General features: G+C 46.7%; 19 protein-coding genes. 9 read left to right on the top strand and 10 right to left on the bottom strand.

The window, feature by feature from the left end; all coding sequences use genetic code 11:
- Positions 1-153: 153 nt before the first annotated feature.
- Positions 154-1,236, bottom strand: coding sequence for a LacI family DNA-binding transcriptional regulator (locus ACGHCT_RS10565; RefSeq protein WP_390439933.1), 1,083 nt, complete (start codon positions 1,234-1,236; stop codon positions 154-156).
- A 76-nt stretch (positions 1,237-1,312) separates the two neighbouring features.
- Here ACGHCT_RS10565 and ACGHCT_RS10560 point away from each other — a divergent pair, with 76 nt between their 5' ends.
- The gene (locus tag ACGHCT_RS10560) at positions 1,313-1,804 is read left to right on the top strand and encodes a manganese catalase family protein (RefSeq protein WP_390440174.1); all 492 of its coding nucleotides are present in this window, start codon (positions 1,313-1,315) and stop codon (positions 1,802-1,804) included.
- 86 nt (positions 1,805-1,890) lie between these two features.
- Here the strand turns inward: ACGHCT_RS10560 and ACGHCT_RS10555 are convergent, their stop codons facing one another.
- The 4 genes from ACGHCT_RS10555 to ACGHCT_RS10540 are packed head-to-tail and all read right to left on the bottom strand — an operon-like array spanning position 1,891 to position 6,715.
- Positions 1,891-2,676, bottom strand: coding sequence for an SDR family NAD(P)-dependent oxidoreductase (locus ACGHCT_RS10555; protein WP_072850066.1), 786 nt, complete (start codon positions 2,674-2,676; stop codon positions 1,891-1,893).
- Between the two features lie 15 nt (positions 2,677-2,691).
- Positions 2,692-3,954: a nitrate/nitrite transporter gene (locus tag ACGHCT_RS10550; RefSeq protein ID WP_158640983.1), complete on the bottom strand. Its 1,263-nt coding sequence runs from the start codon at positions 3,952-3,954 to the stop codon at positions 2,692-2,694.
- Between the two features lie 25 nt (positions 3,955-3,979).
- Positions 3,980-5,920 carry an NAD(P)/FAD-dependent oxidoreductase gene (locus tag ACGHCT_RS10545; protein WP_072850070.1) on the bottom strand — a complete coding sequence of 647 codons (1,941 nt, stop codon included), beginning with the start codon at positions 5,918-5,920 and terminating at the stop codon, positions 3,980-3,982.
- Positions 5,921-5,959: 39 nt separating this feature from the next.
- Positions 5,960-6,715, bottom strand: coding sequence for an SDR family NAD(P)-dependent oxidoreductase (locus ACGHCT_RS10540; protein WP_072850072.1), 756 nt, complete (start codon positions 6,713-6,715; stop codon positions 5,960-5,962).
- A 345-nt stretch (positions 6,716-7,060) separates the two neighbouring features.
- Between ACGHCT_RS10540 and ACGHCT_RS10535 the strand changes: the two genes are divergently transcribed.
- The 5 genes from ACGHCT_RS10535 to ACGHCT_RS10515 all read left to right on the top strand — a co-directional run bounded on the left by ACGHCT_RS10535 (position 7,061) and on the right by ACGHCT_RS10515 (position 11,368).
- Positions 7,061-8,296, top strand: coding sequence for a CdaR family transcriptional regulator (locus ACGHCT_RS10535; RefSeq protein ID WP_072850074.1), 1,236 nt, complete (start codon positions 7,061-7,063; stop codon positions 8,294-8,296).
- Between the two features lie 67 nt (positions 8,297-8,363).
- A complete protein-coding gene (locus ACGHCT_RS10530; protein WP_072850076.1) occupies positions 8,364-8,843 on the top strand; it encodes a DUF1648 domain-containing protein in 480 nt (159 codons plus the stop codon).
- Positions 8,844-9,138: 295 nt separating this feature from the next.
- Positions 9,139-10,665, top strand: coding sequence for a DUF1538 domain-containing protein (locus ACGHCT_RS10525; RefSeq protein ID WP_242946730.1), 1,527 nt, complete (start codon positions 9,139-9,141; stop codon positions 10,663-10,665).
- A gap of 446 nt (positions 10,666-11,111) precedes the next feature.
- Positions 11,112-11,240 (top strand): hypothetical protein, encoded by a 129-nt coding sequence (locus tag ACGHCT_RS10520; RefSeq protein WP_390439926.1) that lies wholly within the window; start codon positions 11,112-11,114, stop codon positions 11,238-11,240.
- Positions 11,234-11,368: a hypothetical protein gene (locus ACGHCT_RS10515; RefSeq protein WP_390439923.1), complete on the top strand. Its 135-nt coding sequence runs from the start codon at positions 11,234-11,236 to the stop codon at positions 11,366-11,368. The genes ACGHCT_RS10520 and ACGHCT_RS10515 overlap by 7 nt, the downstream gene beginning before the upstream one ends.
- Before the next feature lie 3 nt (positions 11,369-11,371).
- Here ACGHCT_RS10515 and ACGHCT_RS10510 read toward each other — a convergent pair whose 3' ends face one another.
- The 3 genes from ACGHCT_RS10510 to ACGHCT_RS10500 all read right to left on the bottom strand — a co-directional run bounded on the left by ACGHCT_RS10510 (position 11,372) and on the right by ACGHCT_RS10500 (position 14,126).
- Positions 11,372-12,730 carry an MATE family efflux transporter gene (locus tag ACGHCT_RS10510; protein ID WP_072850082.1) on the bottom strand — a complete coding sequence of 453 codons (1,359 nt, stop codon included), beginning with the start codon at positions 12,728-12,730 and terminating at the stop codon, positions 11,372-11,374.
- Positions 12,727-13,176, bottom strand: a complete 450-nt coding sequence (locus tag ACGHCT_RS10505) for a MarR family winged helix-turn-helix transcriptional regulator (protein ID WP_072850084.1) — start codon at positions 13,174-13,176, stop codon at positions 12,727-12,729. Before ACGHCT_RS10505 ends, ACGHCT_RS10510 begins: the two co-directional genes overlap by 4 nt.
- Before the next feature lie 86 nt (positions 13,177-13,262).
- On the bottom strand, positions 13,263-14,126 hold the full coding sequence (locus tag ACGHCT_RS10500) for a YitT family protein (RefSeq protein ID WP_072850086.1): 864 nt from the start codon (positions 14,124-14,126) through the stop codon (positions 13,263-13,265).
- Positions 14,127-14,446: 320 nt separating this feature from the next.
- Here ACGHCT_RS10500 and ACGHCT_RS10495 point away from each other — a divergent pair, with 320 nt between their 5' ends.
- Genes ACGHCT_RS10495 through ACGHCT_RS10485 form a run of 3 tightly spaced genes read left to right on the top strand, consistent with a single transcriptional unit; the run spans position 14,447 to position 19,234 of the window.
- A complete protein-coding gene (locus ACGHCT_RS10495) occupies positions 14,447-14,911 on the top strand; it encodes a hypothetical protein (RefSeq protein ID WP_072850088.1) in 465 nt (154 codons plus the stop codon).
- On the top strand, positions 14,908-17,067 hold the full coding sequence (locus ACGHCT_RS10490) for a YhgE/Pip domain-containing protein (protein ID WP_072850090.1): 2,160 nt from the start codon (positions 14,908-14,910) through the stop codon (positions 17,065-17,067). Before ACGHCT_RS10495 ends, ACGHCT_RS10490 begins: the two co-directional genes overlap by 4 nt.
- A 25-nt stretch (positions 17,068-17,092) precedes the next feature.
- Positions 17,093-19,234: a glycogen debranching protein gene (locus ACGHCT_RS10485; RefSeq protein ID WP_390439917.1), complete on the top strand. Its 2,142-nt coding sequence runs from the start codon at positions 17,093-17,095 to the stop codon at positions 19,232-19,234.
- Here ACGHCT_RS10485 and ACGHCT_RS10480 read toward each other — a convergent pair.
- Together ACGHCT_RS10480 and ACGHCT_RS10475 are read right to left on the bottom strand one after the other, a co-directional pair.
- Positions 19,220-20,182: a beta-ketoacyl-ACP synthase III gene (locus ACGHCT_RS10480; RefSeq protein WP_072850094.1), complete on the bottom strand. Its 963-nt coding sequence runs from the start codon at positions 20,180-20,182 to the stop codon at positions 19,220-19,222. The genes ACGHCT_RS10485 and ACGHCT_RS10480 overlap by 15 nt on opposite strands.
- A gap of 79 nt (positions 20,183-20,261) precedes the next feature.
- Positions 20,262-20,834 carry a DUF5662 family protein gene (locus ACGHCT_RS10475; protein ID WP_072850096.1) on the bottom strand — a complete coding sequence of 191 codons (573 nt, stop codon included), beginning with the start codon at positions 20,832-20,834 and terminating at the stop codon, positions 20,262-20,264.
- Between the last annotated feature and the right edge of the window lie 15 nt (positions 20,835-20,849).

Here is a 20,849-nt window from a genome sequence, read left to right as displayed (position 1 = left end):
TTTCGTCATATTTTACCATTCACCACAAGTTTTTTGTGCAATATAATTATAAATTTATAAATAAAATTTATAATTATAATCAAAAAAGCAGTTTGAAACCATTATGTTTCAAACTGCTTTTTATTCAGGCACACCTGACTCATTCTATCGATTTTATCTGGAAACTGGTCCGGCACTGTCTCTCATCACAAGTTCAAAGGATACCTCTGTCTTTATATTGCATTCATCATTATAAGGATTCTTTAACAGCTTGCGAATCAGCAAATCTACTGCTTCCCCTCCAAAACGCGCTCTGGGAATCCGAACCGTTGTAATATTGGGCACTACATACATGCAGACCGGCCTGTCGGAAAAGCCTACTACTGACACATCGCCAGGGACAGAATATCCTTCATTCATCAATGCCTTAATTGCCCCGTACGCAACACAATCATTGTCTGTAACAAACGCAGTGGGAAGGTTCTCATAGTTTCTAAGAAGGGCCTCTACGCCATTCACAGCCTCAGGCTCAGGATATCCAACATCAACAAAAAATTCCTTTTCCACCGGCAGCCCTAGTCTGTTCATTATGCGCTGATAACTATCTTTTCGCTCTGCAAAACTCTGAAGGTCCACTCCGCTTCCGAGATATCCAATCCGTTTATGTCCCAGCCCCACCAGCATTTGAAGAATGATAAAAATTCCCTGCTCGTTATTAAGGGTAACAGCATCAATATTTTTCCCTGGAAAATACTTGTCCAGAAGGACAAAGGGTATCGGCATTCCCAGGAGCGCATCCACTTCATCCTCCGGCAATTCAGGCGCATAGATAATATATCCGCTGCATCCGCTCTCCCGAATATAACCAAGCTTTGTCTGAAGTTCCATCTCCCGTTTGATGTTTATAACCAAGAGCCTGTAACCATAGTTTCTTGCCATAGCATCCATACCATCAATGATGAGAGGAAAAAACGGTGTGTTTTCCATGAATAATCCTGTATCCGTATAAATCACAAAACCTATATACCCTTTTTCTTCTATGGCACTTGCTGTGCCTGCCTCTAATATATTTTTATCACTTTTACCCTGCATTTTTGCAGCATTTTTAAACATGTATCCATACCCCATGCGCATAATCTGTTCCGTGACTTTTTCCCTTGTTTTTTGACTAATGCCTTCTTTATGGTTCAAAACAAGCGACAACGTTGCCTCTGACACACCGATTTTTTTTGCCAACTCTTTTGCTTTTATGGCCATACCATCACCCTTTTATTATTTATAAATTTTATTTATAAATAATTTTACTTGATTGCTGGGTCTATGTCAACCTTACATTCAATTATACTTAACATCACATAAAAGGGGCAAAATCGGCTGCGATATAGGTACAGAAGAACTGGCACACCTGGAGATGGTATCCACCATCGTTCATCAGCTCACAAAAGACCTGACTCCGGAAGAAATTATGCAGCAAGGCTTCCAGAACTACTACGTAGACCATACCGTAGGCATCTGGCCTCAGGCTGCAGGAGGGGTACCTTTCAATGCATGCGAATTCCAGTCAAAAGGGGATCCCATCACAGACTTATTCGAAGACATGGCTGCAGAACAGAAAGCCAGATCGACCTACGACAACATTCTGCGACTGGTAAAGGATCCTGAGGTTGCAGATCCTATCCGTTTCCTGAGAGCCAGAGAAGTTGTACACTTCCAGAGATTCGGAGAAGCCCTGAGAACCGTTCAGGAAGAACTGGACTGCAAAAACTTTTACGCTTTTAATCCCAGCTTTGATTTTCCAAAAAAATCTGGCTGTGACTGCAAATAAGCAGAATGCGGCCCTCCGGGCGCAAAAAGCCACCGGGATTATTTCCTTCCCGGTGGCTTTTTGATCATTTCCTTATGTTTATATTCTTAGCAGAGAGCATCCATGCCTCCGTCCAGACGGATTCCTGACCCCATAATATGGGAGGATAGATCAGAGGCAAGATAGAGGGCAAGATTTGCTACTTCCTCCGGCCTGCAGTACCTTTTATCCAGATAATCCTTACCGAATATTTCTTCACACTCTTTATGTGTCTTTGTATCTCCAAAGGTGTTTTTTTCAATCCTGCTAATCATGGGTGTATCTACTCCTCCAGGACAGATATAATTACAGTGCACTCCGTGAGGGCCAAGTTCCAGAGCTACGGATTTCGTCAGTCCGGCAACGGCATGCTTGGATGAACAATAGGCGCTCATTCCGGCAGCGGTAGTATAACTTCCATTAGATGCAATGGTAACAATTGCGCCGCTTCCCTGTTTTACCAGATAGGGAGCTGCATATTTCATGGCATACATAACGCCGAATACATTGACATTGTAGACTGCCATATAAGACGCAAAGGTGCAGTCCGCGATTTCCTCGTATTTCCCCTCGTATCCGGAATTCGGCACAAGGACATCTATCCTTCCAAACTGCTGATAAGCCCCGTCGATCCAGGCCTTCACCTCTTCTGGTTTCGTGACGTCGGCCACAAATGTTTTCAAATTTTCCGGAGCAATATCCAGATTCTTAACAAAAGCATCCAACTTTGCCTGACTTGTAGATGAGATTGCCAGTCTGCAGCCCTCCCCCGCAAAAGCCCTGCAGAGTGCCTGCCCTATCCCACCAGTGCAGCCATTAATGGCGACGACTTTATTTTGCAGATTTAAGTCCATAAATACCTCCTCCTTCTATTCTCGAAGCTGTTTTTTTAAGGGTGACAATTTTAATGCTGCCAGCAGCAGTATCATCCCAATACCGGTTGTCACGGCAAATACGATCCAGGCAAGGCCCATACCTCCCTTTGAAGCCAGAAGCGCCGCCATTACCGGGGACGCCAGAGCCTGGCCAATATATACGGCAACCATCAAAGTTGCGGAGATCTGCGCAAATTCTTTTGCACCGAATGCTGCAGTTCCTACAAAAGAAGGAATGCTTGCACAAACCGGATAAGCGGCGGCAGCAAAGATTACCGTCAGTACCATAAGATACGTGGCGCCGCTGACAGGCCATAATACCATACAGATAAAAGTAAGAATAAATGCAGCACACACATAGACAATGAAACCGCTTGTTCCAAGCTTATTGGAAATTGTTCCGGCTGCCATCAAAAGCAGTCCCGCCAGAAGCAGATAGATGGCATTCCAGTTTGCGGCCCCGGTTGCCGTCATTCCATTCATCTGCCACCAGGTTGGCGCATAGGACAGATATGCTGTTCCCCCTATTGTCGAGAAGAGCAGTGCTGCCACAAGCACTTTAAATGAAGTGGACGATACGGCTTCTTTATAGGATACCCCCGGCAGTTCTGCCGCTTCTGTCTGTGCAAAGGCACTGTCCCAGCCCAAAGGCTTTTGTCCCTTTTCCTCTGTTGTCTTAATCAGGAACAGTACTGCAGACAAACCAATGATCAGCACGAGTACTGAGAGTACGCGATAGCAGTTTTTATAATCTGTTACCTTAAATAATTGTCCTGCCAGAAAAACCCACACTGCTGCTCCGATGCCCGCGCCAGAAAGTACCATGCCGGTAATCTGTGCCCGTTTTTCTACAAACCACTCCGCAATCACCGATGAACAGACCGCATGAGTGCCGAATGTTATAGAAAAGGAAGCCAGTGCACCGGCCAAATACATAAGAATCAGGCTTTGAACATTCGCCCCCGGTGTCACAAAGGTATACAACTGCATATGTGCCGCACACGCAAGTATAGAGATAAACATAGTTTTCCGTGCCCCCAGTTTTCCGAGGGCTTTAATGGCTGCCAGACTCAGCACTACATTGCATATAGTGTTTACCGTACCAATCTGGCCTACAGCACCGATAGAGTGTTCACTGTAAGCAGACAGAGATGCCAGGAAAGTTCCCAGGGTGGTACAAGCCCCCAGATTAACAAAAATCACAAGAAATGCCCCTACTGCCGCTTTATAACCAAAAAATCCTTTTTCTGTCTTCACCTTGTCCTCCTTGTGTTTTTCTTCCTTATTGGAGCGCCATCGCAGCATAGAAGCCTTCACGGATTGCTTTGCCTGCTTTTCCCGCCTTCAGACAGTCTCCGATTAAAGTCGTCTTCAGAGGGTATTTTTCTGCAATTGCCTCAGCCACGGAGCTGTTCGGTTTTTGTCCGAATGCAGTAATTACTCTGTCAGCCGGAAGCACCTTTTTATCCCCACCCGCGGTCTCGACAGCTACTCCTTCCTCCGTGACTCCCGACACTTTCGTATTTGTCAGGATCGTTACTTTATATTCGGCCAGAAGTCTGTCCAGACTCAGCTTATTGATCATCATTACATCCCGGGCACAGGCATCCATCATTTCTACTATGGTAACTTTCTTCCCTTCCATAGCCAGCTCAAGGGCCGTATCACAGCCGGAAAGCCCTCCGCCGCAGACTACAACATGTTCCTCCTCAATCCCCTGGATGTGCGCCTGGGTCACATCTATTACTTTTTTATCATCCATTCCGGATATACAGGGGACAAACGGAACGGAGCCGGTGGCTGCAAAGATCTCATCCGCCACCGCAAGGCACGGATCCTGGGGAGATACCTTTGTATTAAACTGGATCTTTACTCCCAATTTCTCCAGCTGAATCCCGTACCACTCCATAAGATCGCGGATACGCTTTTTAAACGGTGCGCTGGCAATGGCTCTGAAGGTTCCTCCTATTCTGTCAGAAGCCTCATAGATTGTCACATCACATCCCCGCAGAGCAGCAACTCTGGCAGCCTCCAGCCCCCCGGGACCTGCGCCTATAACAGCAACCTTTCTTGGAGAAGGCAGCGGTGTAATCTCTAAGGAGCCTTCCATGCAAGCCTGTATATTGACCGTACAGGAAAGCTGTGTCAGTCTCCCGAAGATACGTCCGATGCACTCTTCATTACAAATCAGACAGGGACGGATGTCTTCCCTGTGCCCTGCTTTCAGCTTATTTGGAAAATGAGGATCCGCAATCAGCTGACGTCCGAAGCTGATAATGTCTGCATTTCCTGATTCCAGCAGTTTCACTGCCGTCTCCATAGAATGGTTGCCCGCATTGATGATTGGGATACTTACATGTTTTCTGGCCTCCTCACAGACATATGCCATACAGGCCTCGCCGGTATAACAAGTGGGAAAAATATAATCCATGGTCTCATAGCAGCCGGAATCAATATCAATAGCATCTACCCCGGCTTGCTCCAACAGCCGGATGATAGGCATAGAATCCTCCAGGGTACGTCCGCCCTTATACATATGGTCCAGGGAGATGCGAAACAGGATCGGAAAGCAAGGTCCTACCACTTTTCGGATTGAATCTACAATCTCCGTGGCAAATCTCACCCGGTTCTCCCAGGATCCCCCATACTCGTCCGTACGTTCATTCCACTGGGGAGAGATAAATTGATCTACCAGATACCCGGCATGACCATGTACTTCCACCGCATCAAAGCCTGCATTTAAAGCAAACTGAGCAGCAACGGAAAAATCTTTCATTATGTCTTTAATTTCTTCTGTCTCAAGAGGACGGCAAATCATATCCGGATTGTAAAAAGAGGGATTTGCAGATGCAGAAATCGGAACTCTCTCTCCAATATCCGGCATACCGTTTCTTCCTGTCCCGCAGCTGAGCTGAAGACAAATCCTGCCTCCCCATCTGTGTATACGCTCTGTAAGAACTGTAGCCTTCGGAATAGCCCTGGTACTGTGAAGTGCCAGAGTAGGCCCTCCCTGTGCAGTTTTTTCGTTGAGGAACATGGCTCCTGTCATGATGAGTCCTGCCCCTCCTTTTGCCCTCTCCTCATAGTATCGGATGCCTTCCTCACTGTCTGTACCGTCTACCATTGGGGTAAAAGTCCCCATTCCAGACATCATGATTCTGTTTCTGAGGCGCATTCCATTGATTTTAATTGGCTGTAATAATTTATTATAATTGTAATTCATCTCACATTCTCCTTATCTGCCTGTTATTCTTCCGTCCCTTTATATGGCTGTCCATCCGCCGTCGCAGGTTAAGATAGCACCCGTCACATAAGTAGATTCCTTTGCCGCCAGAAATACAACGGAGGAATCCAGTTCCCCATCCCTGCCGGGACGGCTCATAGCAGTTCTTGTAACGATAAAATCATTCATAGACTGCATAGCCTCAGGACCATTGGCCTCTGATGCAAAAAATCCGGGACAGAGAGCATTTACCGTTACTCCCTTTTCAGCCCATTCAGTGGCAGCCTGGCGGGTCATATTAATAATTCCTCCTTTGGCTGAAGCATACGCAATAACGGGCAGCTCTTTCAGTCCGCCTTTTCCCAGAATGGAGGCAATGTTTATAACACGGCCATATCCTTTCTCCAACATTACTCTGCCAAAATATTTCATGCAGTAAAATGCCCCGTCAAGATCCAGGGTAAGTACCTTTCTCCATTCCTCATCCGGAAGTTCTTCCAAGGGAATACAGCTTCCTCCCCCGGCATTATTCACAAGGATATCTACCGTTCCTAATTCAGACACAACCTTTTCCACAGCTCCTTTGATCTGTTCTGTATCCGTCACATCGCAGGCAACCGGAAGGCAGGTTACCCCAAGCGCTTCAATCTCCTTCGCCACTGCTTCCAGCTTTTCCTTTCTTCTTGCCAAAATCGCCACATCAGCTCCCTGACGTGCCAATGCCAGCGCAAACTGACGTCCCAAACCTGCCGATGCCCCTGTCACTACTGCAACATTTCCCGTTAAATCGAACATAACTGTTCCTCCTTTTTACATTAACTATGTTTATTGTTTCCGCTGGTACCAACAACGTTTTGTTAATTATATGTCAATCCCTCGGCTGCGTCATCAGTAATACCGAAAAAATACATCTGTCATTTTTGTGCATCTGCACAACAGCAAAATATTTATTCTTATTGTTCTATCTGTATACTTTTACTCCTATATATCAGGTAAACCCACCATTTTATATAGAATAATTGTGATATCCTTAACAATTTATATCATTTTCAATAATTTAGGCTGGCATTTATGGTTTTCTATCGATATAATAGGAGATATAAAATATTGTTATATGTATCTTTGTACAAGGAGGCATCTATGGCGGATTCCATTGATTTTCTAGAGTTATATGAAAAAATATTTAAAGTACTGCCACGCAATAATGTCCAGAGGCTTATGGAGGTCTGTTATGAAGTTGTGGGTGTCCCGATACTGACCGTAGATGTCATGTATAACCTTCTGGGCATTGCACCCAATGTAAAAACCGGGGATTATCAGTGGGATTACCTGCTGGAAAATAAAGGCTATGAAACTGATATGATTGTACGCCTGTACGAGGACGGAATCATGCAGTCAGTCAATAACCGGAATGCGCCTTATGTGGTAGACTGGGGATCCTGCAGGGATAATCCCAAGATTCAGGGCATCGTCAAGGTAAATGATATCGTGGAAGGATACGTTACTATGCAGTGCACATACGATCAGATCACCCCCGACCGTCTGAAAGCCATGGATATTATCATGAATGTCTGTGCTCTTTTTTTCCGTGAGAACGATTCGGAAAGCAGTATGCCCTACACATATCAGAAAGTATTTGCAGGAGAGTTATTTAATCACCGTATTAAAACCCCCAGACAGCTAACTATGTGGCAGAAAGATATGAACTGCGACTTAAACCCTCCCTATCAGATTTTTGCTGTCAGTACTTATGATAAAAGTGAGAAAAATGTATTGTCCTACATTCGGAAACTGAGTCAGCAGTTTTCTCCCTACCAATTCGCTCTGATTCAGGAAAATATTCTCTATGTGCTTCACTATAATATGAAGAAACGACCGAGAGGGAATTCTGAAGAAACTTTATTTATAAAAACACTGCGCAGGTTTAACGGCTGCTGCGGAGCCAGCAGGTACTTTGACGATCTTCTCTGCGCCTCAGACTATATTAAACAGGCTGAGGACGCTATGACACTGGGGCAGTCCATGGGCAGCCCCAATGGCGTCCACTATTATGAAAGCCTCTATCTGCCGGCAATACTGGCTCCGCGGCTGTCCCAGATGCCCCGGACCAATTATATCTCCCCTGCCATACCTCTTCTGGAAGAGTATGACAGTGAAAACTCCACGGAATTCTTAAAGACACTGGAGGCCTATACCAAAAATCTGTTCCGAACTTCCGAAACTGCCGCGCAGCTTCACATTCACAGAAATACTCTGCTTTACAGGGTACAGAAAATAGAGGAGATTGGAGATTTTTCCCTGAAAGATTACAGCACAGTTTTACACCTTATGATTAGCTTTTATATGCTGGATCTGGAAAATAATTATAATACATAGATGTATTCATGCTATAATAACCTCAGCAAAGCGATACTAACCCTGCACTCTAGGAAGGAGCCGAAATATGAAAGAAATCATTACTGTACCGGACACCAGGTTCCATAAAGTGATTCGCCTCATCAGTCTTCTGCTGATCATCGGAATGTTCCTGAACATTATTCTCTTCTGGCGTACGATTCCCAATCAAATCCCCGGACACTACAATGGCGCAGGGGAAGTAGACAGGTGGGGCAGTAAAGGAGAGCTGTTTCTCATTCCCATCCTGACTTTTTTAATGTTTCTCGGAATCTCTGTGCTGGAAAAGCATCCGTCTATGTGGAATACCGGTGTTGCCATCACCAGCAGGAACAAAGACAGGGTATATCGTTATGTAAAAAACATGATTGCTGTGCTGAAGCTTATAATGACTGGTGTTTTCACCTATTTATCCTTCTGCACCGTACATCTTCTGCCCCTTTACAGGCATTTTACAGCACTGAGTCTGATAGCCGTATTCGGCAGTATGGCATACTATCTCATACGAATCCTGAGAGTGCCGGGGTAACCTGTTCATGGCAGCGGGAAAGAAGACTCTTCTGCCGGCTCTGGACTGCTATAAGTTCCGGCATGGATCAATCTTAACAAAATCTGCACAGAACATCTGCATATAATCATGTATACTATAAAGCAGGAGTGTAATCTCCCGCTTATCCCGGCAGTTTCTAAACACATACAAGGTTATACCACCATATCATCTTTTTCTGTTTTAATCATCCGGGCTTCCTGATCCGGTATGCCGGAATAAGTGGGCCTTACACTGGCTACTGTTCATCCTGTCACCAGAAAGGAGGAGTCTCTATTTGAGATTGCACCATCGACTGAAAGAAAAAGTCCTTGAGTCTGTCTCCTCTGTCCTTCCTATTACTGTAATCGTCTTGATTCTAAGTATCACTATCGCGCCCTTAACGCCGGGAGCTCTCATCTTATTTATCTTCGGCGCCGTGCTGCTGATTCTGGGTATGGGTTTCTTTACCTTAGGGGTAGATATGTCTATGATTCCTATGGGCGAAGGCATAGGAGTTCAGATGAGCAAGTCCAAAACCATTCTTATTTCTCTGGCAGTCTGCCTTATTCTCGGTATCCTGATTACCGTGGCAGAGCCGGATCTTCAGGTACTTGCCAACCAAGTACCCGCCGTTCCTAATCCAGTATTAATTTTTACCGTAGCTGCCGGAGTCGGAATCTTTCTCCTCCTGGCGGAAGTCAGAATGTTATTCCAGATCCCATTATCCTATACTCTGGTATTTTTCTATGCCATTATTTTTCTTATGGCTTTCTGTACTCCGGATTCGTTTGTGCCTGTATCTTTTGATTCGGGAGGTGTGACCACCGGTCCTGTCACCGTTCCTTTCATCATGGCTTTGGGTATTGGTATGGCATCTGTCCGCAGCGATAAGAATTCTAACAGCGACAGCTTCGGCCTAATCGCGCTGTGCAGCATCGGACCTGTTATGGCAGTTCTTCTGCTGGGGATCTTTTATCATCCCTCGGAGACCGTGTACGCTCCTTCAGAGATTGCCGTTATTGCCACCACAAAGGATGCCGCCCGCGAATTTCTCACAGGAATTCCCCATTATGCAGGGGAAGTAACCACAGCACTTCTTCCAATTATTTTATTATTCCTTGTATTTCAGCTGCTGTTCCGCCGCTTTCACAGGCACCAGCTGCTGAAGATTGTATCCGGGCTGGTCTATACCTATATCGGTCTGATCCTTTTTCTGACCGGCGTCAATGTAGGATTTATGCCTGCCGGACAGCATATCGGCGCAGCCATAGCCCAAAGTCCGTATAAGGTATTGCTGATTCCCATCGGGATGCTCATCGGTTATTTCATCGTAAAAGCTGAACCTGCCGTTCTTGTCCTCACAAAACAGGTAGAAGAGATATCAAACGGCTCCATCTCCCAAAAATCAATTGAGCACAGTCTTTCTATCGGCATTGCTCTTTCTGTGGGAATTGCCATGATAAGGATCCTAACCGGAATATCTATCATGTGGTTTTTAATCCCAGGATACCTGATTTCCCTGATAATGACCTTTTTTGTTCCTCAAATTTTTACGGGTATTGCCTTTGACTCCGGAGGTGTGGCCAGCGGGCCAATGACGGCTACCTTTCTTCTCCCCCTGGCAATGGGGGCCTGCGAGGCTGTGGGGGGCAATATACTCACAGATGCTTTTGGAATTGTAGCAATGGTGGCCATGACCCCCCTTTGCACGATACAGCTTCTGGGACTCAGCAGCCGCTTAAAGGAGCACCTTCCCCCACGGCAGCCCCGGGCAAAAGAGGAAGTGGAGGACTGTATTCTGTATTTTGACGCTGAAGATTAGGAGGTAAGACATGACTGCAAAACAAGAACCGCTGAAACTAATGGTAACCATTGCCGAACGCCACCAGGGAGCCGTGCTGGCCGATTTCTATACAAATCAGGGAGTCTTCTGGCATTACCAGTGCTGCGGTTTCGGGACCGCATCCTCTGATCTGCTGGATGTATTAGGATTTGGCAGCCCGGAAAGAGACATTTTGTTAAGCCTTGGAACCTCTTCCTGTATTACCAGACTTTTATATGACCTGAACACCGAGCTCAGAGCACAGGTTGAGGCCAAAGGCATTGTTTTTGACATTTTGCTCACAGGAATTAACCAGCTGGTTGCTTCCGTTTTCTATGAAAATAAGGGAGAAATCCCTGAAGATACCGCGAAAGGAGAGATTGCTATGACTGGTTACGGAGGGTCACACAGCCTGATCCTGGTTGCTGTCAACCAGGGACATACAGATGATGTCATGGATACTGCGAAAAAGGCCGGTGCAAGAGGGGGAACTATCCTCAAAGCACGCTGGCTGGGTACGGAAGAGAGCAAGCACTTTTTCGGCTTTACCCTGCAGAATGAAAAAGAGGTGGTAATTATTGTAGTTCCTGCCCAAAACCGGAATCTTATTATGGAGGAAATCAATAAGGCCCACGGTATCAGCTCTGAAGCACAGGGCATGATCTGTTCCGTGGGCATAGACCAGGTAGTAAGGCTGACGTAGCGGTCAGCCCAGCTTATGATATTCTCTGTAAAACAGGATTGAAGTAACGGATACTGCAATGAAATCTGCAATTGGTTCCGCAAGAAATACACCCAGTACCTGATTAGGTATCAGATGCGGCAGTATAAAAATCAGCGGGATCAGTAAAATTACTTTTCTGAGCAGTGCAAGAAAAACTGAGGTTTTGAAATTTCCCAGGGCGATAAACGTCTGCTGGCACGCAATCTGTATTCCAAAAAGAAGGGATACTGCCATGTAGATGCGGATCGCCCATTTTGTATATGCTGCAAGCTCTGCATTGCCGGTAAATATAGCGATAAACACCTGGGGAGCGAAGATACTGATGGCCCACAAAAGAGTCGAATAAATCATAGAGCTTTTCAGCAGCAGATGAAACGCTTCCTTTACCCGCTGGATATTCTCCGCTCCGTAATTAAAGCTGATGATAGGCTGTGCCCCCTGTGTCAGCCCCTGAAGAGGAAGCATAGAAAACTGCATAACACTGGTAAGGATTGTCATAGCCCCTACAGCGATGTCACCCCCGTATTTCAGCAGGGAAGTATTAAAGCATACAGACAGAATACTCTCTGTAAACTGCATGATAAAAGGGGCCGCCCCCAGTGCCAGACTCGGAAAAATATATTCACCTTTGGGGCGCATATTCTTCAGACGGATTCTAAGGGTACTCTTTGATCCGGTAAGGAACTTTACCACCCAGACAGAGGATACCGCCTGGGAGATAATCGTGGCAAGAGCTGCCCCCCTCACGCCCATATCGAGCCCAAAAATAAAGATGGGATCCAGGATAATATTGCAGACAGCCCCGATTGCAACGGTCAGCATACCCGTCTTGGCGTATCCCTGGGCATTGATAAAAGCATTCAGTCCCAGCGACAGCTGGACAAATATCGTGCCAACGGAATAGATCTGCATATATGCCCAGGCATAGCTGATGGTATTGCCGCTGGCTCCGAACATCAGCAGAATGGGTTTTCCGAAGGCCAGAAATATAACTGTGAGGAGTATGGCCAGCACCGCCAGCATGGTGGTACAGTTTCCCATAATCTTCTCGGCCTCTTCATTCTTCCCTTTTCCCATCATAATGGATGCCCTTGGGGCACCTCCCATACTCACAAGGGCCGCAAATGCAGAAATGGCCATTATCACAGGCATAGTGACCCCCACCCCGGTAAGCGCATTGGGACCTATGTCCGGAATATGACCTATGTACATCCTGTCCACCATATTGTACAGAACATTAATGATCTGGGCTAAGATAGCCGGCAGCGCCAGCTTAAAAAGAAGGCTGCCTATCCTATCCGATCCCAGACTGGCTTCCTTCTGTGTCTTTTCATGACTCATGACAATTGCTCTCCTTTCAGCATTCTCTCAACATTCTCAATCATCAGCCTTAAAGTTTCATTGGTTACTTTCTTATATTCTTCGGGGATTCCCTCTTCCAGCCTGGCTGCCAGCTGCTCCTGTGTCTTCTGCAGGTCACCCACGATCTCAGGATCACTCAGCTTCAGATGGATAACCCTGTGATCCCTCTCATCTCTTCGGGTAGTCAGATACCCTCTGGAAGTAAGAGACTCCACGGATCTGGCCACCAGTCCTTTGGAGATTCCCTTACACCTGACAATATCACGGGAAGTGTCCAAAGCCGGGGCATTGTTGTATAAAAACAAAAGTACAATCATCTCATTGGGCGTAAGTCCGTAGGAAACCAATGCCTCCTGAAAATATTTTCGGTAAAGTTTTTCAAGCTTTATAAATTTGTCGAAATAGCCCCTTCCTAATTCCAGCATTCACTCTTCCCCTCCAATGGTTTTCCAGTAAACAGTTTACCCGTAAACTATTCTATGCCTTTCTCCTGTTTTTGTCAATCGCAATTCTACAAATACTCTTTTTTGCTGGTGAATCCCTTCCCCTTTACTTCTTTTACGGGGCTTACAATCATAAATGCCTCTTCGTCAATCTTTTGTACCTCTTTGTTCAGCCTCTGAAGCTCACGTCCGGAGATTACGGTGAGGATTACAGGAAGGCTGCTGCGAAGATATCCGGTTTCCCCGTGCAGCAGGGTAGAACTGCGATCCAGTTTTCCAAGGATCATCCCATTGATCTCTTCATATTTTTCACTGATGATTTTCACCTGGGTTTTGCTCTGACCCATGAGAAGGACCTTATCCAGAACCGTGGTGTAAAGGAATACCAGTAGCAATCCGTACAAAACCTGTTCCTGAACGGAAAAGAGGATCTGCAGCAGCAGAATTCCGCAGTCGCACACATACATTACAGCTGAGATAGGAAGACCCCAGATCTTGTTGCATACCAGGGGAGGAATGTCCATCCCGCCAGTGGAAGCCCCCGCACGAATTACAATCCCTATGGCTGTTCCGATCATCACTCCTGCGTACAGCGCCGACAGCATGTGATCCGAAGTCACATTTGCCAGCGCCGGCACAGACTGAAAAATTCCGAGAATGATGGGATAATAAAAGGTGCTTATGATCGTTGTCATAGCAAATTTCTTTCCCAGAATCAAAGCCCCTATAAGAAACATCAGAACGTTAAATACGCTCACAAAACCTGTGACCGGTATCTGGAAATAGTGGTTGGCCACAATTGCAAGACCTGTGGTACCCCCTGTAATTAATCCATTGGGAAGGATAAACATGGTAACCGCAAGCGCATAGACGGTATTGCCCAGAATCACCATCCCCACATCCTTTCCTGTTCTAATAACTTGTTCTTTCATTATTCTCCTCCTTTTTACTGTGCTGATAAATTAGTACTCTATTCTGATAAATCAGAAAAGAAAAAAGCCATGCCGGGTATTGGCATGACTTTTTTTATCCTTCTATCTATCTGATTGCTGTTTCTATTGTTTCTGTCTCTGTTCATATGTAATTTGCTCCTGCAGTAAAAATCATAGCACAGCGCCCGCAATCTTGCAAGTATCTATTTCAGAAAATGACAATACCATTCCTACAAATGACGATTGGTCATTTTTTGGTTGTAAACTGCAATTACCCATGCTAAAATAACAATATATTTTCAGAAAGGTGCATAATAATTATGGATGAAATAACCCGATTCCTGGAAGAGTTCTATGCCTCCCTGCCGCCTCAAAAGGCTGACGCCGCTGTCAGACAGAGGCTTCTTAACCGGTTGGAAGCAGAATATATGTCTTACCTTTCCCAGGGCAGACCAAAGAAAGATGCCGTTTCTCTCACCCTGATGCATTTTGGATTTCAGGATGCTTTGGACGCAGAGCTGCGAAAAGAGAAGCTTCTTGACACTTATAAACGCTTCCGCACAAAATACCCCCTTCTTATTCGGGGAGGATTCCTGGGCATTCTGATTGTCCCGGCTGTGTTTCTGATTCTTATGTTCAGCCTGGAATCAAAGCTCATCTTCCTTACGGCATGGATTGTGTCCATCATCCTTCTGGCCGCCTATCTGATCTGTGTGGAATACATTGACTATCGCTATAAAAAATTGCTGGAATCAGAAAAACTAATAGAGGGAGAGCAGAAATGAAAAATATATTCAGAATCTATCGGCGAGACGTAAAACGCCTCACCAAAAATGTTATGGCGCTCATTGTAGCCATCGGCATAAGTATTATACCTGCACTGTATGCCTGGTTTAATATTGCGGCTAACTGGAACCCCTACGGCAATACAGCAGGTATTAAGGTAGCCGTATCCAACGAAGACGAGGGCTTCCGCCTGGAGGCTGTCTCCCTGAACATTGGAGAGCAAATCATATCTAATCTAAAGGCCAATGATCAGATCGGATGGCAGTTTACAGACACAAAAGCAGCCCTTTCAGGGGTCAAATCCGGCAAATACTACGCAGCAGTGGTCATTCCCTCTGACTTCAGCAAAAAGATGTCCAGTATACTTTCTTCAGATATTGAGCGTCCTCAGATACAATACTACATAAATGAAAAGAAAAATGCCATTGCACCCAAGATTACAGATAAGGGCGTAGGTGTAATCCAACAGCAGGTTAACGCCACCTTCATCAGTGAAGCCACTGAGGCTATTGCCGGAGTTTTGAATATGACTACCACTGATCTGGAGGATAAGCAGGTCACGATTCTTGACCGCTTTATCTCCTCTCTCAATACCATTGATACGGACCTTGCACAGTACGAAGAGACCATAGACGCCTTTATTTCTGCCGTAGACGAGGTCAACGGTCTTGTACAGACCACCAAACTGGCTTTACCGGATGTTGATACCGCCCTGGCCAACGGCAATACCGCCCTGGCTGACGCCCAATCCATTATGGATGCCTCCCAGACCTCTCTCAGCGATATTACCCAGGTGCTCGGGAATGTCCTGGATTCCAGCCAGGGACTCTATGACTCCGTATCCTCCACTGCAACAGATGCCTTCTCAGGTATAAAAAATAGTGTGGATGACGCTGCAGGGAAGCTGGAACAGACCACTTCCCTGTCCCAGTCCATTATTGATATGAACAATAAGAATATTGCCCTGCTGGAGAAGCTGAATGCCACCCTGGGATTGTCCACCATTGAGGATCTGATCCTTCAGCTGCAGCAGTCCAACGAGCATCAGCAGGGGATCATTGACAAAATCACCGATACCTCAGAATCCATCTTGTCTGCCTCCAATCAGGCGGCCGAAACCAGAGGAGACATCCAGGCTCTGATAAAAAGCAGCACAGAAGATCTGGCCTCTATCCGGGCTTCCTACCGCACTGCCGTACAGCCCTCCCTGGACAGTCTTCTGGACAAAATCTCCAGGGCCTCTGCGGATCTCTCAGGTATGCTGAAAAGTGCGGACGGCAGTCTCTCCAATATTGATGGAATCCTGGACGGCGTTGGAAACTCACTGGCCTCCGGAAAGGATTCCCTGTCCAGTACGAAAGATATTATTGAAACCACGAGAGGGAAGATTCGTAAACTGGTAGACGGCGTAAACTCTGTGGGAGAGGATGAACGGATCTCTAAACTCCTGGAGATTATACGCAATGATCCCACAATCATGGGTGACTTTATGTCCTCCCCGGTACAGCTGGACACTACTTCCCTCTATTCCATTGAAAATTACGGTTCTGCCATGGCACCATTCTATTCCACTCTTGCCATCTGGGTGGGGGGCATTGTCCTGGTAGCTATTATGAAGGTAAGAGTTGACGAAGACGAAAAGCTCAGGAATCTAAAGCCCTCTCAGTGTTATCTGGGACGTTACCTGCTGTTTCTCACCTTCGGTCTGATACAGTCATCCATCATCTGTCTTGGGGACTTATTCTTCCTGGAGATACAGTGTAAGAATCCGGTACTTTTTGTTCTGGCCGGAATGGTCTGCAGCCTGGTATTTACGAATATTATCTACACATTGACGGTTTCCTTCGGAGATATCGGCAAAGCGCTCTGCGTCATTCTCCTGGTAATTCAGATCGCCGGGGCCGGAGGGACCTTCCCCATTGAGGTCACCCCTCAGTTTTTTCAGAACGTATATCCCTTTCTGCCGTTTACTTACGGGATAAACGCCATGCGGGAGACGGTAGCGGGAATCTACCATATGAGCTACTGGACGGATATTCTCCATCTGCTGCTCTTTGTTCCCTTTGCCCTGCTTCTAGGTCTTGTTCTGAGGAAACCGCTCATCCGTCTGAATGAATTTTTTGAGAGACGGCTGGAAGACACTCATTTAATGTAGTCCCCTAACGGAAAGGAGCATCCTTATGAAAGATATCCCCTTACTGCTGCCGCTGATTCCCGATGATCCTCTGATGCCCCTGGACACGGTCCAGGGATTCCGGGTTCGTCCCGGCTTTTTTGAGATTAACGGAGCCACCTCTCTCCCGGGAGCTGTGAATTTTACGGTCCATTCCCACGCTGCTTCTTCCTGCGAACTCCTGCTTTACAAACGGGAGGCATCAGAACCCTATGCCGTACTAAGGTTTCCGGAGAATTACAGGATAGGCAACGTATATTCCATGCTGGTCTTCGGTCTGGATATCGGAGAATTCGAGTACGCCTACCGGCTGGACGGACCCCGGGACCCGAAAAAAGGGTTATTGTTTGACAAAACGAAGCCCCTTCTGGATCCTTATGCAAAAGCCGTCACCGGGCAGAGCGTGTGGGGCAGCAAACCCCTCCCCGGGTCATCCTACCACGCAAGAGTGGTCAAAAATAATTTTGACTGGGGAAACGCCCGCCAGCCCCTTCTTCCCATGCAGGATCTGGTGATTTATGAGCTCCATGTCAGAGGCTTTACCAAACATTCCAGCTCTCAGGTCCGCCACCCCGGTACCTTTGCCGGACTCATGGAAAAAATTCCTTATCTGAAGCAGCTGGGCATTACCGCGGTGGAACTAATGCCCATATTTGAATTTGACGAGACCATGGGAAAAAGAGAGGTGAACGGAAAGACTCTCCTGGATTACTGGGGATATAATTCGGTCAGCTTCTTCGCCCCCAACACCAGCTATTCCTCCCAGAAGGAATATAATTATGAAGGACATGAGTTGAAATCTCTGATAAAAGCCCTCCACAAAAATGGCATCGAAGTAATCCTGGATGTGGTATTCAACCACACAGCGGAGGGGAATGAAGATGGTCCCTTCTTCTCTTTTAAGGGCTTTGACAACAATATTTACTATATGCTTACCCCTGACGGACACTATTACAACTTCAGCGGCTGCGGCAATACCTTAAACTGCAATCATCCCATTGTCCAGCAGATGATTCTGGAATGCCTCCGCTATTGGGTGACTGTCTATAGAGTGGACGGCTTCCGCTTCGACCTGGCAAGCATTTTGGGGCGTAATGAAGACGGAAGTCCTATGAATAAGCCGCCACTTCTCCAGACACTGGCCTTTGACCCCATCCTCGGCAATGTAAAGCTTATTGCAGAGGCATGGGATGCAGGAGGGCTTTATCAGGTAGGCAACTTCCCGTCCTGGAAGCGGTGGGCTGAATGGAACGGCAAATACCGGGACGATCTCCGCAGCTTTTTAAAAGGAGATTACTGGATGGCCCCGGAGGCAGCCAAGAGAATCACAGGCTCCCCGGACTTATATACCGGACAGTACCGGGGATACAATTCCTCCATTAATTTTATCACCTGTCATGACGGCTTTACTCTGTGCGACCTCTATTCCTATAACCAAAAGCATAACGAGGCAAACGGATGGGATAACACGGACGGAACAGATGACAACCGCAGCTGGAACTGCGGTTGTGAAGGCCCGACCTCAGCTCCCGCCGTCTGTGCCCTTCGAAAGCGGCTCATTAAAAATGCCTGCGCCGTCTTAATGTGCAGCCGGGGAACGCCTATGTTTCTTGCCGGTGATGAATTCGGCAATTCCTCCATGGGCAACAACAATCCCTATTGCCAGGACAATGAAATATCCTGGATTAATTGGAAGGATCTGGATGCTAACCGGGAGCTTTTTAACTTTTTCCGGTTTATGATCCGTTTCCGAAAAAAACACGTTTCCATCCGCGGGGGAAGAGGCCCCTGCTCCTTTGGTTTCCCCTTTATCAGCCTGCACACAGCAGTGCCCTTTGATTCAGGAATTACTCCTGACACGAAGGCAATGGGCGTTATGTATGCCAGCCAAGGCGAGCGTCCGGATACTGATGATATTGTCTACCTGGGAGTCAATGTGTACTGGGAGGATATTACGATTCAGCTGCCGAAGCTGCCCCCTCCCTACGGATGGTATCTGGCGGCAAATACGGCAGCTGATACAGAAGATTCCTGTGTGGCCTGGAATCCCAAAGAAATGGTTTATATAGCGAATACATTCGTACTGGGCCTTCGTTCGGCAGCGGTATTTACAGCCTGCAAAAGACAGGAACTCTTACCAGACCAGTAAATCAGCGCCCCAGGTAAGTCCGGCTCCGAATCCGGAGAGTATAATCTTATCCCCCCGCTCAAGCATTCCCCTCTGATTCATTTCATCCAGAAGGAGGGGGATGCTGGCCGCTGATGTATTGCCGGTGGACTGCAGGTTCATGGGGAACTTGTCTTCTCCTGCCCCTAGACGTTTTGCCACGGATTGAATGATACGGCTGTTTGCCTGATGAAGCACAAAATATTTGACCTCTTCTATTCCGGTACCTGACTGCTCCAGAACCTGACGGATGCACTCAGGTACTTTTTTTACAGCAAACTTGAATACCTCCTGGCCCTCCATCGTAATATAGTCCTGAGGCAGTTCCTCGGGCACCAGCATATTGCGGACCGTACGGTTCCGGCAGGTAAGAACCTGGGATTTTCCCCCGTCTGCATGCTGTACCACAGACAAAAGGCCTGTGCTGTCCTTCTCCACTACAGCTGCGCCGGCACCGTCTCCAAAAAGCACACAGGTGCCTCTGTCTTCCCAGTCAATCAGCTTGGAAATCGTTTCTGTACCGATGATAAGGGCATTTTGGTACATTCCGCTCTCCAGATATGCATGTGCTGTATTCAGTGCAAAAAGGAAACCAGAACAGGCAGCGCTGAGATCAAAGGCAGCCGCCTCAGGGATTCCCAGCTCTTTCATGACACAGCAGGCCGTGCTGGGGAAAAAATAGTCCGGCGAACAGGTTGCGGCAATTACAAGCTGTATCTCCTCCGGATGTTTGTGACTGCTTTTCAGCGCATTCCGGGCTGCCTCAGCCGCCAGACTGACGGTTGTTTCGTCTTTGGCGATTCTTCTGGCACGTATGCCGGTGCGGGAAGAGATCCATTCATCACTAGTCTCCACCACTTTAGCAAGGTCATCATTTGTCACTATTGTCTTCGGAAGCGCACTTCCGGTTCCTATTATCCTTGTAGCCATTCTATTATCCACCTATACTTTTATATTATCTCGCTCATTTATTTTGACTATCAAAGTATATGATGATTTCAGGCATTTGTCAATATGTCTCTGTTTTAAAAGCCTTCTGAGGATGCTTTTCCTCTTTCAGATATACATGCTTGATATAATGAAGGGTTTTCTCTTCTCCCTCTCTGGCCAGCATGCGCAGAAGCCTCTCCAGATCCTGGTTGGTTTTCTCGTGGACAAACCACAATTTTTCTTTCCCGGCCAGAAAATACTGCAGGGGTGCCTGATCGGTGTAGGTTTCCGGAGAATAGGTTCTGGATGCGCTGATCCGATCCATAACCATCTCAGCAATATATTTTCTGGGCATGGGCACCCCTGCAATCACGGTCCTGCAGTTTATGCCATAGTCCACCCAGTGCTCAAAGTGATGCTTATTTCTCCCATAGTGGTGCATCCAGGAGGTTGACATTCCGGTAGCCTCCCGCTCCGCATTATTAGGACTGCGGTTTCCCTGGTAATACCTGCAGCCCACCTTAAACTCCGTCCATGAATATTTAGACAAATCGTGCAGCAGCCCTTGTTTATAGAGGCCAATGCGGAAGCAGTACCTCATTACCATCATTTTATGTTTTGTAATTGTCTTAAAATGTGCCCATGCATGCATACGCTCTTACATCTC

The sequence above is a fragment of the Lactonifactor longoviformis genome (assembly GCF_042848515.1).
GTDB lineage: Bacteria > Bacillota > Clostridia > Lachnospirales > Lachnospiraceae > Lactonifactor > Lactonifactor longoviformis.
The sequence above is the reverse complement of the archived record's forward strand: the minus strand, read 5'-3'. Positions and strand labels throughout refer to the sequence as shown.

Coding starts and splice junctions, on each gene's coding strand:
- ACGHCT_RS10565 (WP_390439933.1), bottom strand. CDS start 1,236: ATGGCCATAAAAGCAAAAGAGTTGGCAAAAAAAATCGGTGTGTCAGAG.
- ACGHCT_RS10555 (WP_072850066.1), bottom strand. CDS start 2,676: ATGGACTTAAATCTGCAAAATAAAGTCGTCGCCATTAATGGCTGCACT.
- ACGHCT_RS10545 (WP_072850070.1), bottom strand. CDS start 5,920: ATGAATTACAATTATAATAAATTATTACAGCCAATTAAAATCAATGGA.
- ACGHCT_RS10540 (WP_072850072.1), bottom strand. CDS start 6,715: ATGTTCGATTTAACGGGAAATGTTGCAGTAGTGACAGGGGCATCGGCA.
- ACGHCT_RS10535 (WP_072850074.1), top strand. CDS start 7,061: ATGGCGGATTCCATTGATTTTCTAGAGTTATATGAAAAAATATTTAAA.
- ACGHCT_RS10530 (WP_072850076.1), top strand. CDS start 8,364: ATGAAAGAAATCATTACTGTACCGGACACCAGGTTCCATAAAGTGATT.
- ACGHCT_RS10520 (WP_390439926.1), top strand. CDS start 11,112: ATGATGTCATGGATACTGCGAAAAAGGCCGGTGCAAGAGGGGGAACTA.
- ACGHCT_RS10510 (WP_072850082.1), bottom strand. CDS start 12,730: ATGAGTCATGAAAAGACACAGAAGGAAGCCAGTCTGGGATCGGATAGG.
- ACGHCT_RS10505 (WP_072850084.1), bottom strand. CDS start 13,176: ATGCTGGAATTAGGAAGGGGCTATTTCGACAAATTTATAAAGCTTGAA.
- ACGHCT_RS10500 (WP_072850086.1), bottom strand. CDS start 14,126: ATGAAAGAACAAGTTATTAGAACAGGAAAGGATGTGGGGATGGTGATT.
- ACGHCT_RS10495 (WP_072850088.1), top strand. CDS start 14,447: ATGGATGAAATAACCCGATTCCTGGAAGAGTTCTATGCCTCCCTGCCG.
- ACGHCT_RS10490 (WP_072850090.1), top strand. CDS start 14,908: ATGAAAAATATATTCAGAATCTATCGGCGAGACGTAAAACGCCTCACC.
- ACGHCT_RS10485 (WP_390439917.1), top strand. CDS start 17,093: ATGAAAGATATCCCCTTACTGCTGCCGCTGATTCCCGATGATCCTCTG.
- ACGHCT_RS10480 (WP_072850094.1), bottom strand. CDS start 20,182: ATGGCTACAAGGATAATAGGAACCGGAAGTGCGCTTCCGAAGACAATA.
- ACGHCT_RS10475 (WP_072850096.1), bottom strand. CDS start 20,834: ATGCATGCATGGGCACATTTTAAGACAATTACAAAACATAAAATGATG.